The following is a 22,095-nucleotide window of genomic DNA, read 5'->3' as shown; positions in this document are numbered from 1 at the left end:
CGAGTCCGCCAGTTCCCACCGCGACGTCGTGGTCGCGGCCTAGCGCCACGACACCACCCGTCCACAGCGACAAGGGGATGATCGCCCTCGGCGATCATCCCCTTTCGTCAACTCCGGGTGAGATTTTCTGTTACGAGGCGTGGCGGAGCCGTCCGTCAGTAGGAGCTCGAGGTGCTCGCCGGGCCTCGCCTCACCTGGCCTCACTGGTCTGGCTGGCAGTGCGGGCACCAGAAGGTGATCCGCTCCTGCCCGGGAGGGCCTAGCTCACCACGCAGGATCGTCGTACGGCAGCGCCGGCAGGGCTCGCCGTTGCGGCCGTAGACCCAGTGCTGGCGCCCCCTGCGCAGGTCGCCGGTGGTCGCCTGTTCGGGGTGCTCGCGGTTGGTCCACAGCAGCTGACGCGCCAGCCGGACCATCCGGTCGAGATCGCCGGCCCGCGCGACCGGGGTCGTCGGTGCCACGCCGCGCAGGAACAACACCTCGGCCCGGTAGAGGTTGCCGATGCCGGCGAGGTTGCGCTGGTCCAGCAGGGCCTCGCCAATCGTGCGGTCGGGCTGTGCGGACAACCGGCGGAGCGCCTCCGGGAGGTCCCAGTCGGGCCCGAGCAGGTCGGGTCCCAGGTGGCCGACCAGGGCGTCCTCGCGCGCGGTGGGCACGAGGTCGACTTCGGCGAGTCGGCGCCCGACCGCGAGTGCCCGCGCGGTGCCGAGAACGACGCGGACGGGTTCACGAGCGCCCGGCGACGGCGCGTCCGCCGGCAGCAGGCGCCACGAGCCGTCCATGCCCAGATGGGTGTGCAGGGTCAGGTCGGGCTCGATCCGGATCAGCAGGTGCTTGCCGCGTGCCACGACCTCGCGCACGGTCGCGCCGACGAGGTCGGCGGTGGCGTGCTGGGGTACCCGCAGGTCGGCGCGGGTGAGTGGCTCACCGGCGAGGACGACCCGTAGGCGCCGGGCGGTGAGCCAAACGGTGTCGCCCTCAGGCACGTCCGCCCGCCGGGCGGGTACCGAGCCAGTCCCACCAGCCGCCGTCCAGAACCGCTCGTGCCAACAGTTGGTAGCCGACCGAGCGCGGGTGCGCACCGTCCCCGGTGGACAGCTCGGCCCGCCAGCGCGTGCTCTCCGCGAGCACCGGCGCGATCGGAACGAACGGGACGCCGCGACGTTTCGTGAGCTCCCGCATCAGCGCGGTCAACTCGAGCAGCCGGTGGTTGTGCGCGTCGTCGACCACCGGCGGGGGACCGACCACGAAGGTCGGGAGCCGGTGCTCCCGGGTCCACTCGAGCAGGTCGGCGAGAGCGGCGAGGGTGGCCAACGGCTCGACCCGGACGCTGCCGTTCTCGAGTTGGGTGTCGTTGGTGCCGAACGACAGGACCACCCGGTTGTCGGCGCCGGCCGCCAGGCGTCGCTGGACCTCCTGGACGAATCTCGCCTGCACGTCGAGGGAGGTGTCGCGGCGGACGCCGAGGTTGTAGCTCGTGAGGAGGACACCCGCCCGATGGGTCTCTTGGGCGACTCGGCCGACCCAGCCGAGGCTGTCGGGGTCGCCGACGCCCGCGGTGAAGGAGTCGCCGACGAAGCAGATCCGCACGTCCGTCATGCCTCGTATTCTCACCGATTCCCCGGGCGTTCCGACCCCGCGCCCGACCGGACACGGTTTCGCGTCGCCGGGACCGATGGGGCAGGCTTTCCGACATGGACTTCCAGGACGTCGTACGCCGCCGTCGGATGGTGCGCAACTTCGACCCGCGGCCGGTGGATCCGGCGGTGGTCGAGCGCATCCTCGACAATGCCCTGCACGCTCCGTCCGCCGGGTTCAGCCAGGGATGGGGCTTTCTGGTGCTGGACAAGCCGGCCGACGTGGAGCGGTTCTGGGCCGCGACGACGCCGCCGGAGGCCGGCACGGACTCGTGGTCGCAGGGTCTGCGCCGGGCGCCGGTCCTGATCGTTCCGCTCTCCAGCAAGGCCGCCTACCTCGACCGCTACGCCGAGCCCGACAAGGGGTGGGCCGACCGCGACGAGACGCGCTGGCCGGTGCCGTACTGGCACATCGACACCGGCATGGCGGCGTTGCTGATGCTCTTGACGGTGACCGACGAAGGGCTCGGCGCCTGCTTCTTCGGGATCCCACCGGAGCGGATCGCGGCGTTCCGCGCGGAGTTCGGCGTCCCCGAGGATCATCTGCCGATCGGTGTGGTCGCGCTCGGCCATCGGGCACCGGACCGCCGTTCGCCGTCCCTGCGGCGCGGTCGGCGTGCTGCCGACGAGGTGGTGCACCGCGGCCACTGGTGACCCGGGGCGGCCATGTCCTGGGAACGTCGGCACGCTGACCTGGCCCACCTTCCCCGTGATCATGGCTCGGGTTGGGTTCAGTCGTCGCCGGCCACCCAGTCGAACGTCCGGGTGACGGCCTTCTTCCACTGGGCGTAGTCGCGCTCGCGGACGCTCTCCTCCATCCGCGGCGTCCAGCGCTTGTCCTCCTGCCAGTTCGCGCGCAGGTCGGCCTCGCCGGACCAGTACCCCACCGCGAGCCCAGCCGCGTACGCAGCCCCGAGCGCCGTCGTCTCCGCCACCTGCGGGCGGACCACCGGCACGTCGAGGATGTCGGACTGGAACTGCATGAGCAGCTCGTTGCGCACCATTCCGCCATCGACCTTGAGCTCGCTCAGCGCGACCCCGGAGTCGGCGTTCATCGCGTCGACGACCTCGCGGGTCTGGTACGCCGTCGCCTCGAGCACCGCCCGGGCGAGGTGGCCCTTGTTGACGTAGCGCGTGAGCCCGACCACCGCGCCACGAGCGTCCGAACGCCAGTACGGCGCGAAGAGCCCGGAGAACGCCGGAACGAAGTAGGCGCCGCCGTTGTCGTCCACCGAACGCGCCAGTCCCTCGATCTCCTCGGCGCTGCCGATCAACCCGAGGTTGTCGCGGAACCACTGCACGAGCGAACCGGTGACCGCGATCGAACCCTCCAGGGCGTAGACCACGTCGTTGTCGCCGATCTTGTAGCACGCGGTCGTGATGAGGCCGTTCTCGCTCATCACCCGTTCGGTGCCGGTGTTCAGGAGCAGGAAGTTGCCCGTGCCGTAAGTGTTCTTCGCCGTACCGACGTCGAGGCAGACCTGCCCGAACGTCGCCGCCTGCTGGTCGCCGAGGTCTCCCGCGATGGGGACGCCGGGCATGGTGCCCCCCTCGCGTCCCTGCGCGTAGATCTGCGAGGACGGCCGGATCTCGGGCAGCATCGACATCGGGATGCCCATCTCGGCGGCGATGTCCTCGTCCCAGCGCAGGTGTTCGAGGTCCATCAGCATCGTCCGGGAGGCGTTCGTGACGTCGGTGATGTGGAGCCCGCCGTTGGGCCCGCCGGTCATGTTCCACAACAGCCAGGTGTCCATGTTCCCGAAGAGGAGTTCGCCGCGCTCGGCCCGCTCCCGCGTGCCCTCGACGTTCTCGAGGATCCATCGCACCTTGGGGCCGGAGAAGTACGTGGCGAGGGGGAGGCCCGTCCGCGAGCGGTAGCGCTCGGCTCCGCCGCCGAGGGTGCCCAGCTGCTCACAGATCCGGTCGGTGCGGGTGTCCTGCCAGACGATCGCGTTGTAGACGGGCCGGCCTGTCGCGCGCTCCCAGACGAGGGTTGTCTCGCGCTGGTTGGTGATGCCCAGCGCGGCGATGTTGGCCGCGGTGAGGTCGGCGGATGCCAGTGCGCCCGCCGCGACCTGCCGGGTGTTGCGCCAGATCTCTTCGGCGTTGTGTTCGACCCAGCCCGCCCGCGGGAAGATCTGCTCGTGCTCGATCTGGTGCACGCTCACGACCTCACCGGCGTGGTTGAAGATCATGCACCGGGTGCTGGTCGTTCCTTGGTCGATGGCCGCGACGTAGTCCGTCATGTGAGCTCCCACTCGGTTCGATGAGTGCGGGGGTAGCGTACGTATCGCCGGGATGCGTTGGGAGGGTGCATGTCAGACAGCAACCCGCGCGATCAGGGCGGCGGCGCCGGTCGGTGGCTTCGGTGGGGAGGCCACGTGGAGCAAGGTGGAGGCTGCGACCCGTGTCGCTGCGGAGGTCATGCGCGCCGAGCCGCGGTCGTCCCCGTAGGATCCATCGATCGCCACCCACTCGACGTTTCCGACGTACGGCGGATTTCGTCGGCTTCGGCGTGGCCACTGTCCGACGTGGATGGCCCCCATCGGTTCACCTCCCGTCGGGCCAGAGGTGCCGGCGATCGACTGAAGTCGGGTGACGGTCCGACTTTCGACCGAAACGTCTTCGATCGATCCTGCCCACTGCATCGATCATTCGCTGCGGAAGTCGACAACTTCCGCGCACCGCTCGAATCACAGCCGAGGAGAGGGATGTGAGAAGTTCCCCGAAACTGGGTCCGGAAGAGCGTGCCCAGGCTTGGCGCCGCTTCGGTGAGGAGTCCTTCGACGTACTCGTGGTGGGAGGTGGCGTCACCGGCGCGGGCTCCGCGCTGGACGCCGTGACCCGTGGCCTGGACACCGCGCTGGTCGAGGCGCGTGACTTCGCGAGCGGTACGTCGAGCCGGTCCAGCAAGCTGTTCCACGGCGGGCTGCGCTACCTCGAGCAGATGAACTTCGGCCTGGTCGCGGAAGCGCTGAGGGAACGCGAGCTCATGCTCACCCGGATCGCGCCGCACCTGGTCAAGCCGGTGCGCTTCATGTACCCGCTCCAGCACCGGCTGTGGGAGCGCCCCTACGTCGGGACCGGCCTCGTGCTGTACGACACGATGGGGCGCGGCCGCTCGGTACCCGGGCACCGCCACCTGAGCCGCACCGGCGCGCTCAGGCTCAGCCCCGGCCTTCGTCAGGACGCACTGGTCGGAGCGGTGACCTACTACGACGGTCAGGCCGACGACGCCCGGCACACCCTCACCGTGGTGCGGACGGCGGCCCGCTACGGCGCGGCGGTCCGCAACTCCACGGAGGTGACCGGCTTCGTCCACGAGGGCGGGCGGGTGACCGGGGCGCATGTCCGCGACGTCGACTCCGGCGCCACCACCACGATCCGCGCGAAGGTCGTGATCAACGCCAGCGGTGTCTGGACCGACGACATCCAGCGGCTCACCGGGGGCCGGGGACGCTTCAAGGTGCGCGCGTCCAAGGGCGTGCACGTCCTCGTCCCGCGGGACCGCATCGCCTCCGAGGTGGGGCTCATCCTGCGTACCGAGCGCTCGGTGCTCTTCGTCATTCCGTGGGGCAACCACTGGATCATCGGGACGACCGACACCGACTGGACCCTCGACCGCGCGCACCCCGCGGCGAGCCGGGCGGACCTCGACTACATCCTCGGCCATGTCAATGAGGTCTTGGCGGTGCCGCTGACCCACGACGACATCGAGGGTGTCTACGCCGGCCTGCGACCGTTGCTCGCCGGAGAGTCCGAGCAGACGAGCCAGCTCTCCCGCGAGCACGCGGTGGCGCGCCCGTTGCCGGGGCTGGTCTCGATCGCGGGTGGCAAGTACACCACCTACCGCGTGATGGCGAAAGACGCGATTGACGCCGCTCGACCAGACCTCGGTCAGAGCCTGTCGCCGTCGGTGACCGAGCACGTTCCGCTGGTCGGCGCCGAGGGCTACCACGCGCTGATCAACCAGGTCGACGCGCTCGCCGCCGAGCGCGGCCTGCCGGTGTGGCGGATGCAGCGGCTGCTCGACCGTTACGGCTCGCTGGTCGATGAGCTCATGGAGCTCGCCGATGAGGACCCGACGTTGCTCGAACCCCTGCCGGGCGCGGGTGAGTACCTCCGGGTGGAGGCGAGGTACGCCGCGACGCACGAGGCAGCGGTGCACCTGGACGACGTGCTCGCCCGGCGTACCCGCATCTCGATCGAGACGCCACATCGCGGCACCGAGAGCGCCCAGCAGGCAGCAGAGCTGGTGTCCGACGTCCTCGGTTGGGACGACGCGCGGACGGCCAACGAGGTGGAGGTCTACCAGGCCAGGGTCGCGGCCGAGCGCGAGTCGCAGACCAAGCCCGACGACCTCAGTGCCGACGCGCAACGCCTGCTTGCCCCCGACACCCGCAAGCTCGCCGTGGGACGTGCCCTGAGCTGACCGAGCGGGCGGCGTCGACCCCGAACCATCACCCCTTCAGAGGGGTTGTCGTGGCTAGTAATTTCAGTCTAAGCTGAAATTGCTAGCCACGACAGACACTCGTGGTCCCACTTCAGGGCCAGCCGGTGACCTGCGTGATGATCGTCGCCGCGACCCGTCAGGAGTGATCATGGTGCCGCAGCCACCCGACGACGCGGATCGGGAACAGCTCCTCGCCTGGGTCGAGAGTGTGGCGACGTTCTGCAGCGAGGCCTGGGGACTGGCGCCGATCACCGGCCGCATCCTCGGCTGGCTGCTCATCTGCGAGCCACCCGAGCAGTCGGTCGGCGAGATCGCGGACGCGATCGGTGCGAGCCGCGCGTCCATGACCTCCAACATGCGGCTGCTGACCTCCGTCGGTCTGGTGCGCAGACAGACCCGGCTCGGGGAGCGGACCGCCTACTACCGCATCGAGGACGACGCTTTCGAGAAGGTCGTCCGCCGGCGGCTGGCAGCGTTCGCGGCCTTCGGCGAGATCGCCGAGGAGGGCCTGAAACTGGGCGGGGACGACGAGACGCGGACGCGACGCATTCGCTCCGCCCAACTCTCGATCGTCCTGCTGACGGAGCCTCCTGGGCAGCGTCGGTGACACGCTCACTCCGGTAACGAGCTCATGCCGGTCGCGCGGTTCGCGCGCGCCGCGACCACCCGCGCCCTCGCGGCGCCACGTCCGTGGTCGGGCATCGATCCAGCGAAAGCACAGGAAGACATGAAGGTTGTCATCATCACCAGCGGCTCCCGCGGCGACGTCGTTCCGTACGCCGGCCTGGGAGCGCGGTTGAAGGCGGCAGGCCGCGACGTCGCGATCGCCACCCAGGAGGCGTTCGCCGAGACGGTCCGCGACGTGGGATGCGAGTACCGGTGGATACCGGGGGACACCCGCGCGCTCCTCGGGTCGGAGGAGGGGCAGCAGTGGCAGCGCGGAGGGACCGGCAGGTTCGCCGCCATGCGGACCAACATCCAGATGGGCATGCGGCTCCTGCAGGAGATGGGCGAAGGTGTCCTGTCCGCCGCCCACGGCGCGGACATCCTGCTGCTCCAGCGGACCGCGCTCTGGCACGGTTACCTCGCCGCCAAGGCCCTGGGTATCCCGGGCATGGCGCTCGAGCTCTTCCCCAGCGTGCCGACTGCGGACTTCCCGCTCCCGTCGTTCGACGTCCGGTTCCTCGGTCGATGGGGCAACCGGAACATCCCTCGACTCGCCATCGCCGCCTCCCGTCGGATCAGGACGAAGATGGACGGCCCACTCCGGGAGTTCCAGCGCAAGCTCGGCCTGCCGGCGAGTGGCCTCGGTGCGGTACGCGCGGAGATGCTCCGGGACGAGAACTGGCCGATCCACCACGGCTTCAGCCCGTCCGTCGTGCCCCGACCGGCGGACTGGCGCCCAGGCGTGGAGGTCGTCGGCAACTGGTGGCCGCCGTACCCGCGTGGCTGGAAGCCCGCGGCCGAACTGGTGGACTTCCTGGAGTCCGGTCCGGCGCCGGTGTTCATCGGGTTCGGCAGCATGACCGGCAGCACGGGTGAGCGGTTGGCCGGGACGGTCTCGGCCGCGCTGCGTGAGGCGAAGGTGCGAGCGGTGATCCAGTCGGGCTGGTCGACCCTGACCGGCGCCGGCGACGACGTGATCACCGTCGGCGACGTGCCACACGAGTGGCTGTTCCCCAGGATGGCCGCGGTCGTGCACCACGGCGGGGCGGGGACGACAGGGGCGGGGGTCCGGGCGGGTGTGCCGGCGGTGCCGATGCCGATCCTGGGCGACCAGCAGTTCTGGTCCGAACGGCTGGTCAAGCTGGGGGTGAGTCCTGGCTGGACGCCGATGAGAACGTTGTCGCCCGATCGGCTGGCCGACCTGATCCGGCGCGCGGTGACCGACCGGTCGTACCGGGAGCGGGCCGCCGCCATCGCTGAACGCGTCCGCACCGAGGATGGCGCCGCCCGGGTCGTCGAGGCGGTGCGACCCCAGCGCTGACCGGTTGCCGCCGGTCAGCCGCGCAGCCGGAGTCCGCGTGGTGTCACGTGGAAGCCCGCGGCGGCGAGCGCGACCGCCAATGGGCTCTCGCCTTCGGGGTGGCCGTGTGGCCGCAGGATGGCCTCGCCGTCGACCCGTTCGACGCTCAGCCGGCCGAGTACGCCGTCGTGCACCGCCAGCGCGAGGGCGTCAACCGCGGGTTGCAGGACGTCAGGCTCCTCCGACCAGGTGAGGAGCGTTCGTCCACCACGCTCGACGTAGAGGACGAGTTCGCCGTCGACGAGGACGACCAGGGCACCGGCCTTGCGGCCCGGCCGGTGGCCGCGCTGCTCCTCCGCGCCACGATCGGGCCGGGTCGGCCACGGCAGCGCCGCGCCGTAGGCGTTGGCTGGGTCGGTCGCGGCGAGTACGAGGGTCCGGTTGGAGGTGTCGGCGGTGTCTCGGGAGGACGCGCTGGCGGGCGCGGAGTCGTGGTCGCGAGCAGGATCACCCAGGGCGCGTAGCCGGTCGACCGCGCCCGGTGCGCCGAACTGCGCGGCACCCAGACCGGCGACGAAGTAGCCCCGCCGGCAGCGGCCGGACTCCTCGAAGACCGAGAGCACCTGGTAGACGGAGGAGAAGCCGCCCGGTATCCGCTCGGCGACGACCGCGCCCCGGGTCAGCACGCCATGCCGGTCGAGCAGCGCCTCGGCGGCCGCATGGGCGCGCCGGGTGGGATCGGGGTCGCGTTCGGGCAGCAGGGACCAGCGTCCGGCGGCGGTGGGGGGTCCGGTCCGGCTCGGCAGGGCGGGCCGTCCGCGACCACGCAGCCCGGTGCGGCCGGAGGCGAAGCGGGCCCGTGGCGGGCCGCGCCGGGCCCGGTGCGCCGAGGAGCCGCTGCCGATCAGCGTGCGAAGCGGCGAGAGCGTGTCGCCGGTGAGGTGGCCGGCCCAGACGAGGTCCCACAGGGCCGTGACGAGCAGTTGGTCGTCGACGGCGACTCCGGAACCTCCGTCGGGGGTGCCGAGCTTCGCCTGGACGGCGTTGGCCAGCGGGCGGAAGAAGAATCCTCCGCCCGAGTCGAGAATCTCGAGGAGGGCGGCGTGCACCGGTCCGGCCTCGAAGTCCGGGTCGGGGTCGGGCAGCGTCAGGTCGGCGGTGTCGGCCAGGTGCAGGGAGATCCAGCCGTCGGTGCCGGGCAGCGATCCGTGCCCGGACCAGATGACCTCGCCGGAGGCGGTGAGCTCGTCGAGCATCGCGGGTGAGTAGTCGGGGACCCGGGTGGCGAGGACGAGGCGTTCCAGGGCCGAGGCGGGTACGGCGCAGCCCGCGAGTTGCTCGACCACGCGGAGCACGCCGTCGGTGCCGCGCAGCCGACCCCCGACGTGCTGCCAGGCGGGCAGGAACCGCGCGAGTGCCGCGGGATCGACCGGCTCCACCTCGCTGCGCAGCGCCGCGAGCGAACGCCGGCGCAGCATCCGCAGCACGCCCGCGTCACACCACTCCGTGCCGTGTCCGCCGGCGATGACCGGCTGGTCGCCGAGGGACGGTAGGGACGTGACCTCACCCGCGGGCCGGAACGCCCCCTCCACCACCCGGCCCTCGCCGCTCAACCGGCGCAGGGTGTCCATGACCACCGCGACGCCGAGACCGAACCGCGCCGCCACCTCGGCCGCGTGGAAGGGACCGTGGGTTCGGGCGTAGCGCGCCACCAGGTCACCCATCGGGTCGGCGACGGGTTCGGTGAACGCGTCGGGCACACCGACGGGCAGCGGGATGCCGAGCGCGTCCCGCAGCCGGGCGGCGTCCTCCACGGCGGCCCAGCGCTCCTCCGCGCCGGAAGCGGGGCCGCGGAACGCGATCACCCGGCGTGCCTGCGCGAGCTCGGCGAGCCAGTCCGCGACGCGGTCGGGTTCGACACTGCGTCGCTCGATCTCGGCGGTGGTGAGCGGTCCGAGCAGGCGCAGCAGGTCGGCGACCTCCTCGACGCTTCGGCAGCGGCGGTCGGGAACGAGGCGTTGCAGCTCGGCCTCGGTGCGGGCGACGACCTCGGGGTCGAGCAGGTCGCGCAACTCGGTGTTGCCGAGAAGCTCGGCCAGCAGGGACTTGTCGAGCGCGAGCGCGGCGGCCTTGCGTTCGGCCAGTGGCGCGTCGCCTTCGTACATGAACGCGGCGATGTAGCCGAAGGTCAGCGACTTCGCGAACGGTGACGGCTCGGTGGTCTCGACCTCGGCGACCCGGATCCGCCGGGAGGCGATGCCGCGCAGCAGCTCCACCAGGCCCGGCAGGTCGTAGACGTCCTGCAGGCACTCGCGGACGGTCTCCAACACGATCGGGAACGAGGCGTACTTCCCGGCGACCGCGAGCAGCTGCGCGGAGCGCTGGCGCTGCTGCCACAGCGGCGTGCGACGGCGCGGGTCGCGACGGGGGAGCAACAGCGCGCGGGCCGCGCACTCCCGGAACCGGGACGCGAACAACGCCGACCCGCCGAGTTCGTCGGTGACGATCTGCTCGATCTCCTCGGCGTCGAAGACCGCGAGCTCCGCGCCGGGCGGAACGTCCTCGGTGTCGGGGATACGGAGCACGATCCCGTCGTCGGCGTGGACGGACTGGACGTCGACGCCGTAACGCTCGCGCAGCCTGGCCCCGATCGCGAGGGCCCACGGCGCGTGCACACCGCCACCGAAGGGCGTGTGGACACAGACCCGCCAGTCGCCGAGCTCGTCCCGGAAGCGCTCGACGACGATCGTGCGGTCGTCAGGGACATGGCGGGTGGCCTGTTTCTGCTCCTCGAGGTAGGAGACCAGGTTGTCGGCGGCCCACTCGTCAAGGCCGGATTGACGGACCTGTTCGCGGGCCTCCTCGGGCCCGCGCCGGCCGAGGCCGCGCACGAACGCTCCGATGGCCTGGCCCAGCTCGGCCGGCCGGCCCAGGGTGTCGCCCTTCCAGAACGGCAACCGGCCCGGCTGGCCGGGGGCCGGCGAGACGAGCACCCGGTCGTGGGTGATGTCCTCGATCCGCCAGGACGAGGCGCCGAGGGTGAACACGTCACCGGTGCGCGACTCGTAGACCATCTCCTCGTCGAGCTCACCGACCCGGCTGGCCTTCTCACCGACCAGGAAGACGCCGAAGAGTCCGCGGTCGGGGATCGTGCCGCCGCTCGTCACCGCGAGCCGCTGCGCTCCGGGCCGCGCGGTCAGGGTGCCCGCGACACGGTCCCACACCAGCCGGGGGCGCAGTTCGGCGAACTCGTCGGAGGGATAGCGCCCGGCGAGCATGTCGAGGACCGCGTCGTAGGCCGACCGGGGCAGCGAACGGAACGGCGCCGCCCGGCGTATGACGTCGTAGAGGTCGTCGACCTGCCAGGAATCGACGCACACGGCGGACACGATCTGCTGGGCGAGGACGTCGAGCGGATTGGCCGGGACCCGGAGCGCCTCGATCTGCCCGGATCGCATCCGGTCGGCCACCACGGCGGTGGCCACGAGGTCACCGCGGAACTTCGGGAAGATCACGCCCTTGGAGACGGCGCCGACCTGGTGACCCGCGCGGCCGACCCGTTGCAGGCCGCTCGCGACCGACGGTGGTGCCTCGACCTGCACGACCAGGTCGACCGCGCCCATGTCGATGCCCAACTCCAGGCTGCTGGTCGCGACCACACAGGGGAGCCGGCCCGACTTGAGGTCGTCCTCGATGAGGGCCCGCTGCTCCTTGCTCACCGAGCCGTGGTGGGCGCGGGCGAGGATCTCGGGGGCGCCCGCGGCGGCACCGGAGGCGCCCATCATTGCCGCCGGGCTGCCGATCACCCGGGTGGGTGCGTCCTCCCGGCGTTCTTCGGCGATCTCGTTGAGGCGGGCGGTCAGACGCTCGGCGAGCCGGCGTGAGTTGGCGAACACCAGCGTCGACCGTTGCTGCTCCACCAGGTCGGTGACCCGCTCCTCGACGTGCGGCCAGATCGACGACTTGCGCTCCTGACCGGCCGCCGCACCCAACTGTTCCTCGGGAGGCAGCGGCTGGCCGAGCTCGCCCATGTCCTCGACCGGGACGACCACCCGGAGGTCGAACTCCTTGGCGTAGGGCGGGTTGACCACGGTCACCGGGGCCGATCCTCCGAGGAACCGCGCGACCTCCTCCACCGGGCGTACGGTCGCGGACAGCCCGATCCGCTGGGCTGGTCGCCCGCCGCCGTCGTTGCCGGCGTCGCCGTCGCCACTTCTGCCGTCGGGACCGTCGGGGTCGACGGGGCTGGTGAGAAGGGCGTCGAGCCGCTCCAGGGACAGCGCGAGGTGGGCGCCGCGCTTGGTGCCGGCGACCGCGTGCACCTCGTCGACGATCACCGTCTCGATCCCGCGCAGGGCGTCTCGCGCCTGGGAGGTCAGCAGCAGGAACAGCGACTCCGGGGTCGTGATCAGGATGTCGGCCGGCGTGCGCGCGAACCTACGGCGCTCCTCGGCCGGCGTGTCGCCGGAGCGGACGGCCACGGCGATCTGCGGCTCCGGCTGGCCCAGCCGGGCGGCGGTGTGGCGGATGCCCGCGAGGGGTGCGCGAAGGTTGCGTTCGATGTCGACCGCGAGCGCCTTCAGCGGCGAGACGTAGAGGACCCGGCAGCGGCGCTTCGGGTCGGTCGGCCGCGGCTGGCTGGCGAGCCGGTCGAGGGCCGACAGGAACGCCGCGAGGGTCTTGCCCGAGCCGGTGGGGGCCACGACGAGACTGTGCGCTCCGTTGCCGATGGCGTCCCAGGCGCCCTGCTGGGCAGGCGTAGGCGCGGCGAAGGAGGAGCGGAACCACTCCCTGGTCGCCGGTGAGAAGCGTTCGAGGACGTCGGGCACCGGTCAATGGTCTCCCGGAGCACCGACAAAGCAAGGCCGGGACGCTAGGAAGACGAAACATATGCTCATAAAGAGGCGCAGGCCGGGCACACACGGGGACGGTCGGGATCGGTCTGCTCACCAGGAGCGCTGTCACGCGTGGTGCACCGCGTCCTGGGCCTCGCGGAGTGAGCCGACCGAACGGGGAGGGGTAGTGACGATGCGGCAGCCGTCGGACACCGGGGAACCCGCGCCGACCAACCTGCTCGAGGCGTGGCGGAAGCTGACTTCTCGCATGCTCATGCCGGCACGGGTGAACACCGATGACGCCGTCGGCTTCCATGCTTCACTCGGGGCGACGGATCTGGGTGCCCAGGGCATCTCCACCGTGGCGTTCTCGTCCTTGCGACCACAGCGAACGCCGAAGCCGATCCAGGGGTCCGATCCGGAACCGAACACGGCCGGGCTCGCCCAGGGCGAACAGCAAAGCATCGCCCAGGCCGCCCACGAGGCCATCGTGGGTCGAGGCGACCTCGTGGTGTGTTCCAGTTCATGGCCCTTCGAGGCCCGGGTGGCCGCCGACGGCCGGGCGGCGTCCGTCGTGGCGCATGTCCCCAGGGTGTTGATCCCGCTGCCCCAGGACCGGATCGAGCGCCTGCTGGCGGTGCCGCTGCGCGGGCGAGAAGGAATCGGCGACGTCCTCACCCGATTCCTCGCTCACCTGGCCATCGACGCCGGCGCGCGGCGACCGGAGGAGTCCCCCCACCTGGGCGCGGTCCTGGTGGACCTGCTCACCGCTTTGCTGGCCCGCCATCTCGAGGCCGGCGAAGCGGTGCCGGTCGACACCCGCCAGCGTGCGCTGTTCCTTCAGGTCCAGCGCTTCATCCAGCGCCACCTGGGCGATCCCGACCTCACCCCCACGGTCGTCGCCACCGCCAACCACATCTCCATCCGCTACCTTCACCAGATCTTCCGCCAGCACGGCTGCACTGTGAGCGCGTCGATCCGCCAACTGCGACTCCACCGATGCCACGCCGACCTGGCCAGCCCCGCCCTGAGACTCACGCCCATCAGCGAACTGGCTGCGCGGTGGGGCTTCATCAGGCCCGCCGTCTTCACCCGCGCCTTCCGAGCCGCCTACGGACTTTCGCCACGGGAGTACCGTCGGCGCGCCCTGGCCGATCTACACGCGGATGGTCAATAACAGTGCGCTGTAGGTCAACGTCCGTTGGTCGTTTCGTTGTTGGATGTTTCGAAAGAAAGATCTTCACAAGGTCCACACGTTGACTACCACGGGGGAAGTAGACGTGCGTTTCGAAATCAGACGTCGACGTCGTTCATTTTCGCGGGCGCAGTGGCCGTTGCGGCCCTGACGACCTTCCGCGGGCGACAAGCCAGTCGACGCCCAGCGGTCACCACGAGGGTTGACCAACTGCCCCACTCTGAGAGCCGTTCCGGCTCGACGAACTCACCGCGTTCTGGCTCCGTCAATTCGCCAGGAAACGCGTCCCGCGCGAGGACATAGGCCGGGCTCGACACCCGAAACCTCGACGACGCGTCGGGCCAATCGGCGTGACGACATTCCCTCGAGCGCACTGGCCATTCCACTGCTCTGGCCATTCCACCGTTCCATCGCTCTGCACATTCGAACCCCACAAAGGAGTAGACGTGAGAATGCGTATCCTGCTGGCGGCTGTGGTCGCCGCGGTCGCCGCGCTGGTGCTCGCCATCCCGGGTGCGGCGTCCGCCGCGCCCACCAAGGACTCCTCAGGTGTGGTGGTCGTCGACCCGGCCACCGTGGATTCCATCACCTACGGTTCCAAGTCGAACGGCCCCGACGATGGCTCCGACGTCGAGCCACTCTGGGAGCGCTGCCTGGTGCAGGGCTCCACCGGCAACGAGGCCTGCTTCGAGGACTACGGCGACAAGTTCAACGTCTACGACGGCGACAGCGACGGCGCCTCGGCGGCCGCGTACTGGTGGACCGACTCCGGCCGTTCCGGCATCTGCTACAACGCCCACCAGGCCGGCAGTTGGGCCCAGTGCAACTACGACATGCGCGAGGACGGCGTCGTCTACTGGCAGACCTGCTACCAGAACCGGTCCGCCGGCGGCGACCTCTACTGCACCACCACGGTCGTGTCCAAGGCCATCAACGGTGATTGGTGATCTCTGACGACGAAAGGGGACGGATCCCGAAACCGGGGTCCGTCCCCTTTCTCACGACATGCCGTCCGAGCTCACCGCACGGAGACGGGACTCCAGGTACCTCCGCCGTCGGTGGTCCGGAACAGCCGTCCGTCCACGTCGAGGATGTAGCCGACCCGGTCGCTCGTGAAGCCGGCGTACGTCGGCGTCCCGAGCCCCTTCACCGGCGCGGCGCCGTCGGCGGTCGACTTGGCGTCACCGTCCTTGCCGAGGATCAGCGCCCTGCCCGGGACCGCCACGACCGCCAGCCTCGGGCTCCGCGCGCCGAGGGAGGAGGCGGTGGCCGAGATCGCCGGAATGCCCGACGGCACCTGCGACCAGGTGGCCCCGGCGTCCTCGGAGACGTTGACCGAGGCGGCCGTCCCGGTCGGGCAGGTGAGCCAGAGGGCCTTGGCGCTGGCGGACAGGCTCCCTGCCTCCAGGTCGGGCTCGCAGGGCGTGGTGCGCTGGGTGAACGTCGCTCCGGCGTCGGCCGAGACCACGACGTAGGCCTTGCCCTGGACGCGGTCGGTGACCGCGACCAGATCGCGGGTGACCGCGAGGCTCGCGGGCTGGTTGAGTACGACGTTCAGTGGCTTCCAGGCGTCCTCGTCGACCGGGGAACGCCAAAGGGTCCAGGAGCCGTCGTGGCGCACCAGGGCGTAGGCCGCGCCGGCGGAGGCCTCGACCCGTTCGACCAGGCCGGGCACGGACCGGATGGGCTTCCAGGCGCGGCCGCCCTCGTGGGTGGTCCACAGCGCGCCGCCGTAGGCCCAGCCGTTGCGGGCGTCGGCGGAGAACCTCACCTCCCGCACCGTCTTCTCGGTGAGTTGGTTGTCCTCCGCCCTGGCGAGCCGGTTGTCGTCGCGGACGACCTTCGCCCCGAACGGGGGGAGTGCGGAGAAGCTCGACCCACCATCGCGGGTGACGGCCACGGTCGCGGTGTCGGGTGCGCCCGCGGCCTGCCCGAGGACCCAGAAGTTCTGCTCGCTCGCCGCGGTGATCGAGACGGGAGAGAACCCGGACGGAACGGGGTCGACTCCGTCGCGGGGGGTGGCCTCCTTCGTCTGCGACTGCTGCGGCTCCTCCGCCCCGGTGCCACGTTGCGGACTCGGCTCGGCCTGATCCTGGCGCTGCGTCGGTGGCTGTGTGGCCGCGTCGGGGTGGGGCGCCTGGCCCCTGCTCGCCTCCATCGTGGTGGCCTCGGAGGCCCCGCCGGCCGCGGTCGTTTGGGAGGAGGGGGCCAGGTCGCGCATGACGTAGCTCACGCCGCCGAGGCCGACGAGCACCACCAGGGCGGCGACGACGGAGGTGGCGGCTGTCCGGTGGCGTCGACGTCGCGCCGACGCGCCGGCACGGATCCGCTCCAGCGCGTCGGGGTCCGGCGAGAGACGCCAGGCGTCGTCCCGCAGCGCGTCGCGGAGGCGGTCCTCTAGCGGGTCCATGACGCGTCCTCCCCATCTCCACGGCGCTCACCCGGTCGCGGCGAGACGCTCCTGCGCGCCTCTTCGGGCAACTGGGCGCGCAGTTTCGCCAGCGCCTTGAAGGTCTGGCTCTTCACCGTTCCGACGGAGCAGCCCAGCAGTTCGGCGGTCTGGCGTTCGGACAGGTCCTCGGAGAAGCGCAGCACGAGGACCGCGCGCTGTCGGCGGGGCAGCGAGTTCAGGGCCTTGTGGAGTTCCTGGTCGGGCAGCGGAGGGTCGACGTGCTGGGTCTCGTCCGGGAGGTCGTCCATGAGGTACTCCCGACGCCGGCGTCGCCAGATGCTGACGTTGCGGTTGACCATCGTCCGCCGGACGTAACCCTCGGGATCCTCGCGGTTACGCACCCGCGGCCAGGCGGCGAGAGTGCGCTCGAGCGCGTCCTGGACCAGGTCGGCGGCGGCGTCGGCGTTGCCCGTCAACATGTGACCGAACCGCAACAACTCGGGCATTCGTCCCCGAACGAACGCATCGAAGGCCTCCTCCTCTTCGCTCCGCACGCGGCTCCCCTCGCCTCGGGCGGTCGTGCTTTCGGACGCACGACCGCTACCCGTAGGTTGCCCGACCTGTCCGGGTGGCCGGGATCTGGCCGGTCCGACGGGGTGTCGGCCGGGCGGATCGGCGGCCGAGCCTTCTGCTGGCACGCCGTTCCCGGTTGGGCAGAATCTTCGCACTTTTGGCGCAACGCCCCGAACAGGTGAAGAGCGCAGGAGGCACACTCTGCGGCTAGGGTGTCGAAACATGCGAGCACTGGTGCTCTCAGGGGGAGCCGGAACGCGCCTGCGACCGATCACGCACACCTCGGCCAAGCAGTTGGTCCCGGTCGCCAACAAACCTGTCCTCTTCTATGGCCTCGAGGCGATCGCCGACGCCGGCATCACCGAGGTCGGGATCGTCGTCGGCGACACCGCGCCCGAGATCAAGGAAGCGGTGGGTGACGGAGCGCAGTTCGGGCTCCAGGTCACCTACATCCCGCAGGACGCGCCGCTCGGGCTGGCGCACGCCGTCCTGATCGCCCGCGACTTCCTCGGCGACGACGACTTCGTCATGTACCTCGGCGACAACTTCATCGTCGGTGGCATCACGTCACTGGTCGAATCGTTCCGGGTCGAGCGACCCGAGGCCCAGATCCTGCTCACCCGGGTGCCCAACCCAACGGCGTTCGGGGTCGCCGAACTCGACTCCGGCGGCTCGGTGGTCGGCCTGGAGGAGAAGCCCCGGCAGCCGAAGAGCGATCTCGCGCTCGTCGGCGTCTACCTCTTCACGCCGGCGATCCACCAGGCGGTCGATGCGATCGAGCCGTCCTGGCGCGGCGAACTCGAGATCACCCATGCCATCCAGTGGCTGATCGACCACGGTCACGACGTCCGCTCGACGGTGATCTCGGGCTACTGGAAGGACACCGGCAACGTCGACGACATGCTCGAGGTCAACCGCTCCGTCCTGGAGACCCTCGAACCGAGGATCGAGGGCAGTGTCGACGACAGCTCGGAGATCATCGGGCGGGTCGTGATCGAGGCCGGCGCCGAGATCGTCGGATCCCGCATCGTCGGACCGGCCATCATCGGGGCCGACTCCAAGGTCGTCGACTCCTACGTCGGCCCGTTCACCTCGGTCCAGCACGACTGCCACCTGACCGACTCCGAGATCGAGTTCTCCATCGTGCTCCACCACTCCTCGATCGCCGGCGTGCGCCGGATCGAGGCGTCCCTCGTCGGGCACCACGTGGAGGTCACGCCCGCCCCGCGCGTCCCCAAGGCGCACCGGTTGGTCCTCGGCGACCACAGCCGGATCCAGATCAGTTCCTGAGTTCATGTCCGTACGAGCCCAGGGGGAACCCTCCGTGCCACAGCCCGACGCGACGACGCGCATCCTCGTCACCGGTGGAGCCGGCTTCATCGGCTCCCACTTCGTCCGTACGCTGCTCAGCGGCGGTTACCCCGGCCTGGCCGGCTCGCGGGTCACCGTGCTCGACAAGCTGACGTACGCGGGCAACCCGGCCAACCTCGACCCGGTGCGCGACCAGCCGGGTTTCGCGTTCGTCCAGGGTGACATCACCGACGCGGGCCTCGTCGACCGGTTGCTCGCCGACCACGACGCCGTCGTCCACTTCGCCGCCGAGTCCCACGTCGACCGTTCCATCACCGGCGCCGCCGACTTCGTGGTCACCAACGTCGTCGGCACCCAGACCCTGCTCGACGCCGCGCTCCGCCACGGAGTGGGCCCGTTCGTGCACGTCTCCACCGACGAGGTCTACGGCTCGATCCCCGAGGGCTCCTGGCCCGAGACCGACCCGCTGGCCCCCAACTCCCCGTACTCCGCGTCGAAGGCCTCGAGCGACCTGATCGCGCTGGCCTACCACCGCACCCACGGGCTCGACGTGCGGGTGACCCGCTGCTCCAACAACTACGGGCCCCACCAGTTCCCCGAGAAGGTCATCCCGCTGTTCATCACCAACCTGCTCGACCACCGGTCGGTGCCGCTCTACGGCGACGGGCTCAACATCCGCGACTGGCTGCACGTCGACGACCACTGCCAGGGCATCGCCCTCGTGCTGGAGAAGGGCCGCACCGGCGAGGTCTACAACATCGGCGGTGGCACCGAGATCACCAACAAGGAGCTGACCGACCGGCTGCTCACCGCGTGCGGTGCGACCTGGGACAGCGTGGAGTACGTCGAGGACCGCAAGGGCCACGACCGTCGCTACTCGGTCGACTGGCGCAAGATCAACGCCGAGCTAGGCTACCGGCCCCGGCACGACTTCGAGGCCGGGCTGGCCGACACGGTGGCGTGGTACCGCGACAACCGCGCCTGGTGGGAGCCGCTGAAGCGTCGGGCGGCCCTCGCATGAGGTGGCTCGTCACGGGTGCCGGCGGCATGCTGGGTCACGACGTCCTGGCCCGGCTCCAGGCCGACCGCGCCGAGGTCGTCGGCCTCACGCACACCGAACTGGACGTCACCGACGCGGCCGCGGTCGAGTCGGCGTTCGCCGAGCACCGGCCCGACGTCGTGGTCAACTGCGCGGCCTACACCGCGGTCGACGACGCGGAGGCTCACGAGGAGGACGCCCTCGCGATCAACGGCGACGGGCCGAGCCTGCTGGCACGGGCCGCGGCCGCGCGGGGGAGCAGGCTGCTGCACGTCTCCACCGACTACGTGTTCGCCGGCGACGGCACCGAGCCCTACGCCGAGGACGCCAAGCCCGCGCCGCGCACGGCGTACGGCCGCACCAAGCTCGTCGGCGAGGAGGCCGTCCTCGACACGCTGCCCACCACCGGCGTGGTGGTCCGGACCGCCTGGCTGTACGGCGCGCACGGCTCCAACTTCGTCCGGACGATGATGCGGCTGGAGAAGGAGCGCGACACCCTCGACGTGGTGGCGGACCAACGCGGCCAGCCTACCTGGACCGCCGACGTCGCCGCCAGGCTGGTCGAGCTCGGCGACCGACCCGACGCCGCCGGGGTCTTCCACGCCACCAGTGCGGGGGAGGCGACCTGGTGTGACCTCGCCCGAGAGGTCTTCCAGCTGCTGGGCGCCGACCCCGGCCGGGTCCGTCCGACGACGACCGAGAAGTTCCCCCGCCCCGCCCCACGACCGGCCTACAGCGTGCTCGGGCACGACCGATGGGCGGACTTCGGGATGACGACTGCGCGTGACTGGCGTGATGCCTTGCGAGACGCGTTTCCGTCGCTAAGGTGAGGGCCACAATGAGCGCGACACCGGAGCGTAGCCAGGAAGCCGCCGGTCGTTCACAAGTGTGCGACCGACTGCGCCTGGCCAGGGTCGATGGTTCGGCCGCCGCTCCGCGCCGCTGAACAACCGCCGCCGCAAGGAGTGTGTTCTGTGCTTCGCCACGAGTTCCTCCGTACGTTGCACGAGGTCGCCCAGCCGCGCACCTACTTCGAGGTGGGCATCAACGACGGGCGAAGTCTGGCGTTGTCACGCGTGCCCACCGTCGCGGTCGACCCCGCCTTCAAGGTGGTGAAGGAGCTCCGCTGTGACCTGCACATGGTCCGGGCGACCAGCGACGACTTCTTCGCGCGCAAGGACCCCTTCGAACACCTGAAGGGCGCGAAGCTCGACCTCGCCTTCATCGACGGGATGCACCTGTTCGAGTTCGCGCTCCGCGACTTCATCAACGCCGAGCGTCACGCGAACCCCGGCACGGTCGTCGTCTTCGACGACATGCTCCCGCGCAACGTCGACGAGGCGGCGCGTGACCGGCACACAGGCGGTTGGACCGGTGACGTCTACAAGATCGTGCCGGTGCTCCAGCGTTATCGGCCCGACCTCGTGCTCGCGCTGATGGACACCAGCCCGACCGGCGTCCTCGTCGTGCTCAACCTGGACCCCGACAACACCGTGCTCTCCGACAAGTACGACGAGATCATCAAGACCTACATCCAGCCCGACCCGCAGCAGGTGCCGGACGTCCTGATCCAGCGCGGCTGCGCGATGACGCCCGACCAGGTGCTGGAGGCGGCGTTCTGGCCCGCGTTCGTCGCCGCCCGCGACAGCGACTCCTGGGACGACCTGCGCCAGCTCTGCGCGGACATCGACGTCACCTTCCGGGAGACCACCACCGACCCGCTCACGCTCGCCGGATGGCAGCCCGAGCCCAGGGCGGCGGCACCCAGGCGCGCCCCAGCGGCGCGGGCGAAGGTCCGGCCGGTGGCGCCGCGGCCCGATCCTGGCCCGCGCTCCCTCCCGCAGCGGCTGGTCCGCTCCGCGGTGCGTCAGCCCGGTCTGCGAAGCGCCGGCAAGAACGTGCTCAACCGGCTTCCCCACCACTGGAGCCGGGCCATCCGCAAGCGCGTCTACCGCACCCTGCACAAGGCCTAGGACGACCGCTTCCCACACGCCTTCCGCCTCCGCCTCCGCCTCCGCGCCGTGCGGGCGCGGAGGCGGAGTGATGTGGGGGCAGTGGCGGGTGGCTACTGCGCCCGCGACCGGAGTTGGCTGAGGTAGGCCTGGCAGGCCTCGTAGGTCGGCAGCAGACCCTGCGCCTCGGCCTCCGCCAGCGACGGGGCGGCGGCGTCCTTCTCCGACAGCACCGGCTCGAGGTCGGCCGGCCAGTCGATGCCGAGGTCGGGGTCGAGCGGATGGACGCCGTGCTCGCGGGTGGGGGCGAAACCCTCCGAACACAGGTAGAGCAGGGTCGCGTCGTCGGTGAGGGCAATCACGGCATGGCCGAGTCCCTCACTCAGGTAGACCGCGCGGCGGGTCTCGTCGTCGAGCCGGACGGCCTCGAACTGGCGGTAGGTGGGTGAGCCGACGCGGATGTCGACCACGACGTCGAGGAGCGCACCGAGTACGCAGGTGACGTACTTCGCCTGGCTCGGTGGTACGTCGGCGAAGTGGATGCCGCGAAGCACGCCGCGGCGGGAGACCGAGCAGTTCGCCTGGCGCAGGTCGAGGTCGTGTCCGGTCGCCTTGCGGAACTCCTCGCCGGAGAACCAGGGCGTGAAGAGGCCGCGATCGTCTGGATAGACGGGGGGTTCGGCGACCCAGGCACCGTCGATACTCAGGGGCTGCACGTGTTCACTCCTTGTCCGTGGCGGCG

At 70.8% G+C, this 22,095-nt stretch carries 17 protein-coding genes; 10 read left to right on the top strand and 7 right to left on the bottom strand.

The features are described from left to right. Window positions 1-200: 200 nt before the first annotated feature. The gene (locus tag HEB94_RS38690) at window positions 201-986 is read right to left on the bottom strand and encodes an Fpg/Nei family DNA glycosylase (protein WP_192754428.1); all 786 of its coding nucleotides are present in this window, start codon (window positions 984-986) and stop codon (window positions 201-203) included. Then, window positions 979-1,599: a DUF459 domain-containing protein gene (locus tag HEB94_RS38685; RefSeq protein WP_192754427.1), complete on the bottom strand. Its 621-nt coding sequence runs from the start codon at window positions 1,597-1,599 to the stop codon at window positions 979-981. The genes HEB94_RS38690 and HEB94_RS38685 overlap by 8 nt, the downstream gene beginning before the upstream one ends. Before the next feature lie 95 nt (window positions 1,600-1,694). Between HEB94_RS38685 and HEB94_RS38680 the strand changes: the two genes are divergently transcribed. Beyond that, window positions 1,695-2,291, top strand: a complete 597-nt coding sequence (locus HEB94_RS38680; protein ID WP_192754426.1) for a nitroreductase family protein — start codon at window positions 1,695-1,697, stop codon at window positions 2,289-2,291. 77 nt (window positions 2,292-2,368) lie between these two features. On the opposite strand, the gene glpK is transcribed toward HEB94_RS38680, so the two are convergent. Further along, window positions 2,369-3,883 (bottom strand): glycerol kinase GlpK, encoded by a 1,515-nt coding sequence (gene glpK, locus HEB94_RS38675; RefSeq protein ID WP_192754425.1) that lies wholly within the window; start codon window positions 3,881-3,883, stop codon window positions 2,369-2,371. 467 nt (window positions 3,884-4,350) lie between these two features. Between glpK and HEB94_RS38670 the strand changes: the two genes are divergently transcribed. The 3 genes from HEB94_RS38670 (at window position 4,351) to HEB94_RS38660 (ending at window position 8,077) form a co-directional block, all read left to right on the top strand. Then, window positions 4,351-6,069: an FAD-dependent oxidoreductase gene (locus HEB94_RS38670; protein ID WP_192754424.1), complete on the top strand. Its 1,719-nt coding sequence runs from the start codon at window positions 4,351-4,353 to the stop codon at window positions 6,067-6,069. A gap of 169 nt (window positions 6,070-6,238) precedes the next feature. Further along, window positions 6,239-6,697: a GbsR/MarR family transcriptional regulator gene (locus tag HEB94_RS38665; protein ID WP_192754423.1), complete on the top strand. Its 459-nt coding sequence runs from the start codon at window positions 6,239-6,241 to the stop codon at window positions 6,695-6,697. Window positions 6,698-6,721: 24 nt separating this feature from the next. Beyond that, the gene (locus HEB94_RS38660; RefSeq protein ID WP_202896781.1) at window positions 6,722-8,077 is read left to right on the top strand and encodes a glycosyltransferase; all 1,356 of its coding nucleotides are present in this window, start codon (window positions 6,722-6,724) and stop codon (window positions 8,075-8,077) included. A 14-nt stretch (window positions 8,078-8,091) separates the two neighbouring features. Here the strand turns inward: HEB94_RS38660 and HEB94_RS38655 are convergent, their stop codons facing one another. Then, window positions 8,092-12,885 (bottom strand): ATP-dependent helicase, encoded by a 4,794-nt coding sequence (locus HEB94_RS38655; RefSeq protein ID WP_192754422.1) that lies wholly within the window; start codon window positions 12,883-12,885, stop codon window positions 8,092-8,094. Between the two features lie 199 nt (window positions 12,886-13,084). On the opposite strand from HEB94_RS38655, the gene HEB94_RS38650 reads away from it, so the two are divergent. Together HEB94_RS38650 and HEB94_RS38645 are read left to right on the top strand one after the other, a co-directional pair. Further along, complete coding sequence (locus HEB94_RS38650; protein WP_192754421.1) at window positions 13,085-14,068, top strand: helix-turn-helix domain-containing protein; 984 nt, start codon at window positions 13,085-13,087, stop codon at window positions 14,066-14,068. Between the two features lie 464 nt (window positions 14,069-14,532). Next, window positions 14,533-15,033, top strand: a complete 501-nt coding sequence (locus HEB94_RS38645; RefSeq protein WP_192754420.1) for a hypothetical protein — start codon at window positions 14,533-14,535, stop codon at window positions 15,031-15,033. Between the two features lie 71 nt (window positions 15,034-15,104). Here the strand turns inward: HEB94_RS38645 and HEB94_RS38640 are convergent, their stop codons facing one another. Together HEB94_RS38640 and HEB94_RS52990 are read right to left on the bottom strand one after the other, a co-directional pair. Next, a complete protein-coding gene (locus HEB94_RS38640) occupies window positions 15,105-16,496 on the bottom strand; it encodes a beta propeller repeat protein (RefSeq protein ID WP_192754419.1) in 1,392 nt (463 codons plus the stop codon). Beyond that, entirely contained in the window at window positions 16,484-17,032 is a 549-nt protein-coding gene (locus HEB94_RS52990; protein WP_192754418.1) for a SigE family RNA polymerase sigma factor, read from the bottom strand. Before HEB94_RS52990 ends, HEB94_RS38640 begins: the two co-directional genes overlap by 13 nt. Before the next feature lie 241 nt (window positions 17,033-17,273). Between HEB94_RS52990 and HEB94_RS38630 the strand changes: the two genes are divergently transcribed. The 4 genes from HEB94_RS38630 (at window position 17,274) to HEB94_RS38615 (ending at window position 21,374) form a co-directional block, all read left to right on the top strand. Continuing rightward, a complete protein-coding gene (locus HEB94_RS38630; protein ID WP_192754417.1) occupies window positions 17,274-18,341 on the top strand; it encodes a glucose-1-phosphate thymidylyltransferase in 1,068 nt (355 codons plus the stop codon). 34 nt (window positions 18,342-18,375) lie between these two features. Then, the gene (rfbB, locus tag HEB94_RS38625; RefSeq protein WP_337918223.1) at window positions 18,376-19,383 is read left to right on the top strand and encodes a dTDP-glucose 4,6-dehydratase; all 1,008 of its coding nucleotides are present in this window, start codon (window positions 18,376-18,378) and stop codon (window positions 19,381-19,383) included. After that, window positions 19,380-20,231 carry a dTDP-4-dehydrorhamnose reductase gene (gene rfbD, locus HEB94_RS38620; protein WP_192754415.1) on the top strand — a complete coding sequence of 284 codons (852 nt, stop codon included), beginning with the start codon at window positions 19,380-19,382 and terminating at the stop codon, window positions 20,229-20,231. The genes rfbB and rfbD overlap by 4 nt, the downstream gene beginning before the upstream one ends. Before the next feature lie 144 nt (window positions 20,232-20,375). Further along, a complete protein-coding gene (locus HEB94_RS38615; RefSeq protein WP_192754414.1) occupies window positions 20,376-21,374 on the top strand; it encodes a class I SAM-dependent methyltransferase in 999 nt (332 codons plus the stop codon). Window positions 21,375-21,466: 92 nt separating this feature from the next. Here HEB94_RS38615 and HEB94_RS38610 read toward each other — a convergent pair whose 3' ends face one another. After that, window positions 21,467-22,069, bottom strand: a complete 603-nt coding sequence (locus HEB94_RS38610) for a dTDP-4-dehydrorhamnose 3,5-epimerase family protein (protein ID WP_192754413.1) — start codon at window positions 22,067-22,069, stop codon at window positions 21,467-21,469. Between the last annotated feature and the right edge of the window lie 26 nt (window positions 22,070-22,095).

Origin of the sequence: Actinopolymorpha pittospori (genome assembly GCF_014873875.1) — a bacterium.
GTDB classification, from domain to species: Bacteria; Actinomycetota; Actinomycetes; order Propionibacteriales; family Actinopolymorphaceae; genus Actinopolymorpha; species Actinopolymorpha pittospori.
The sequence above is the reverse complement of the archived record's forward strand: the minus strand, read 5'-3'. Positions and strand labels throughout refer to the sequence as shown.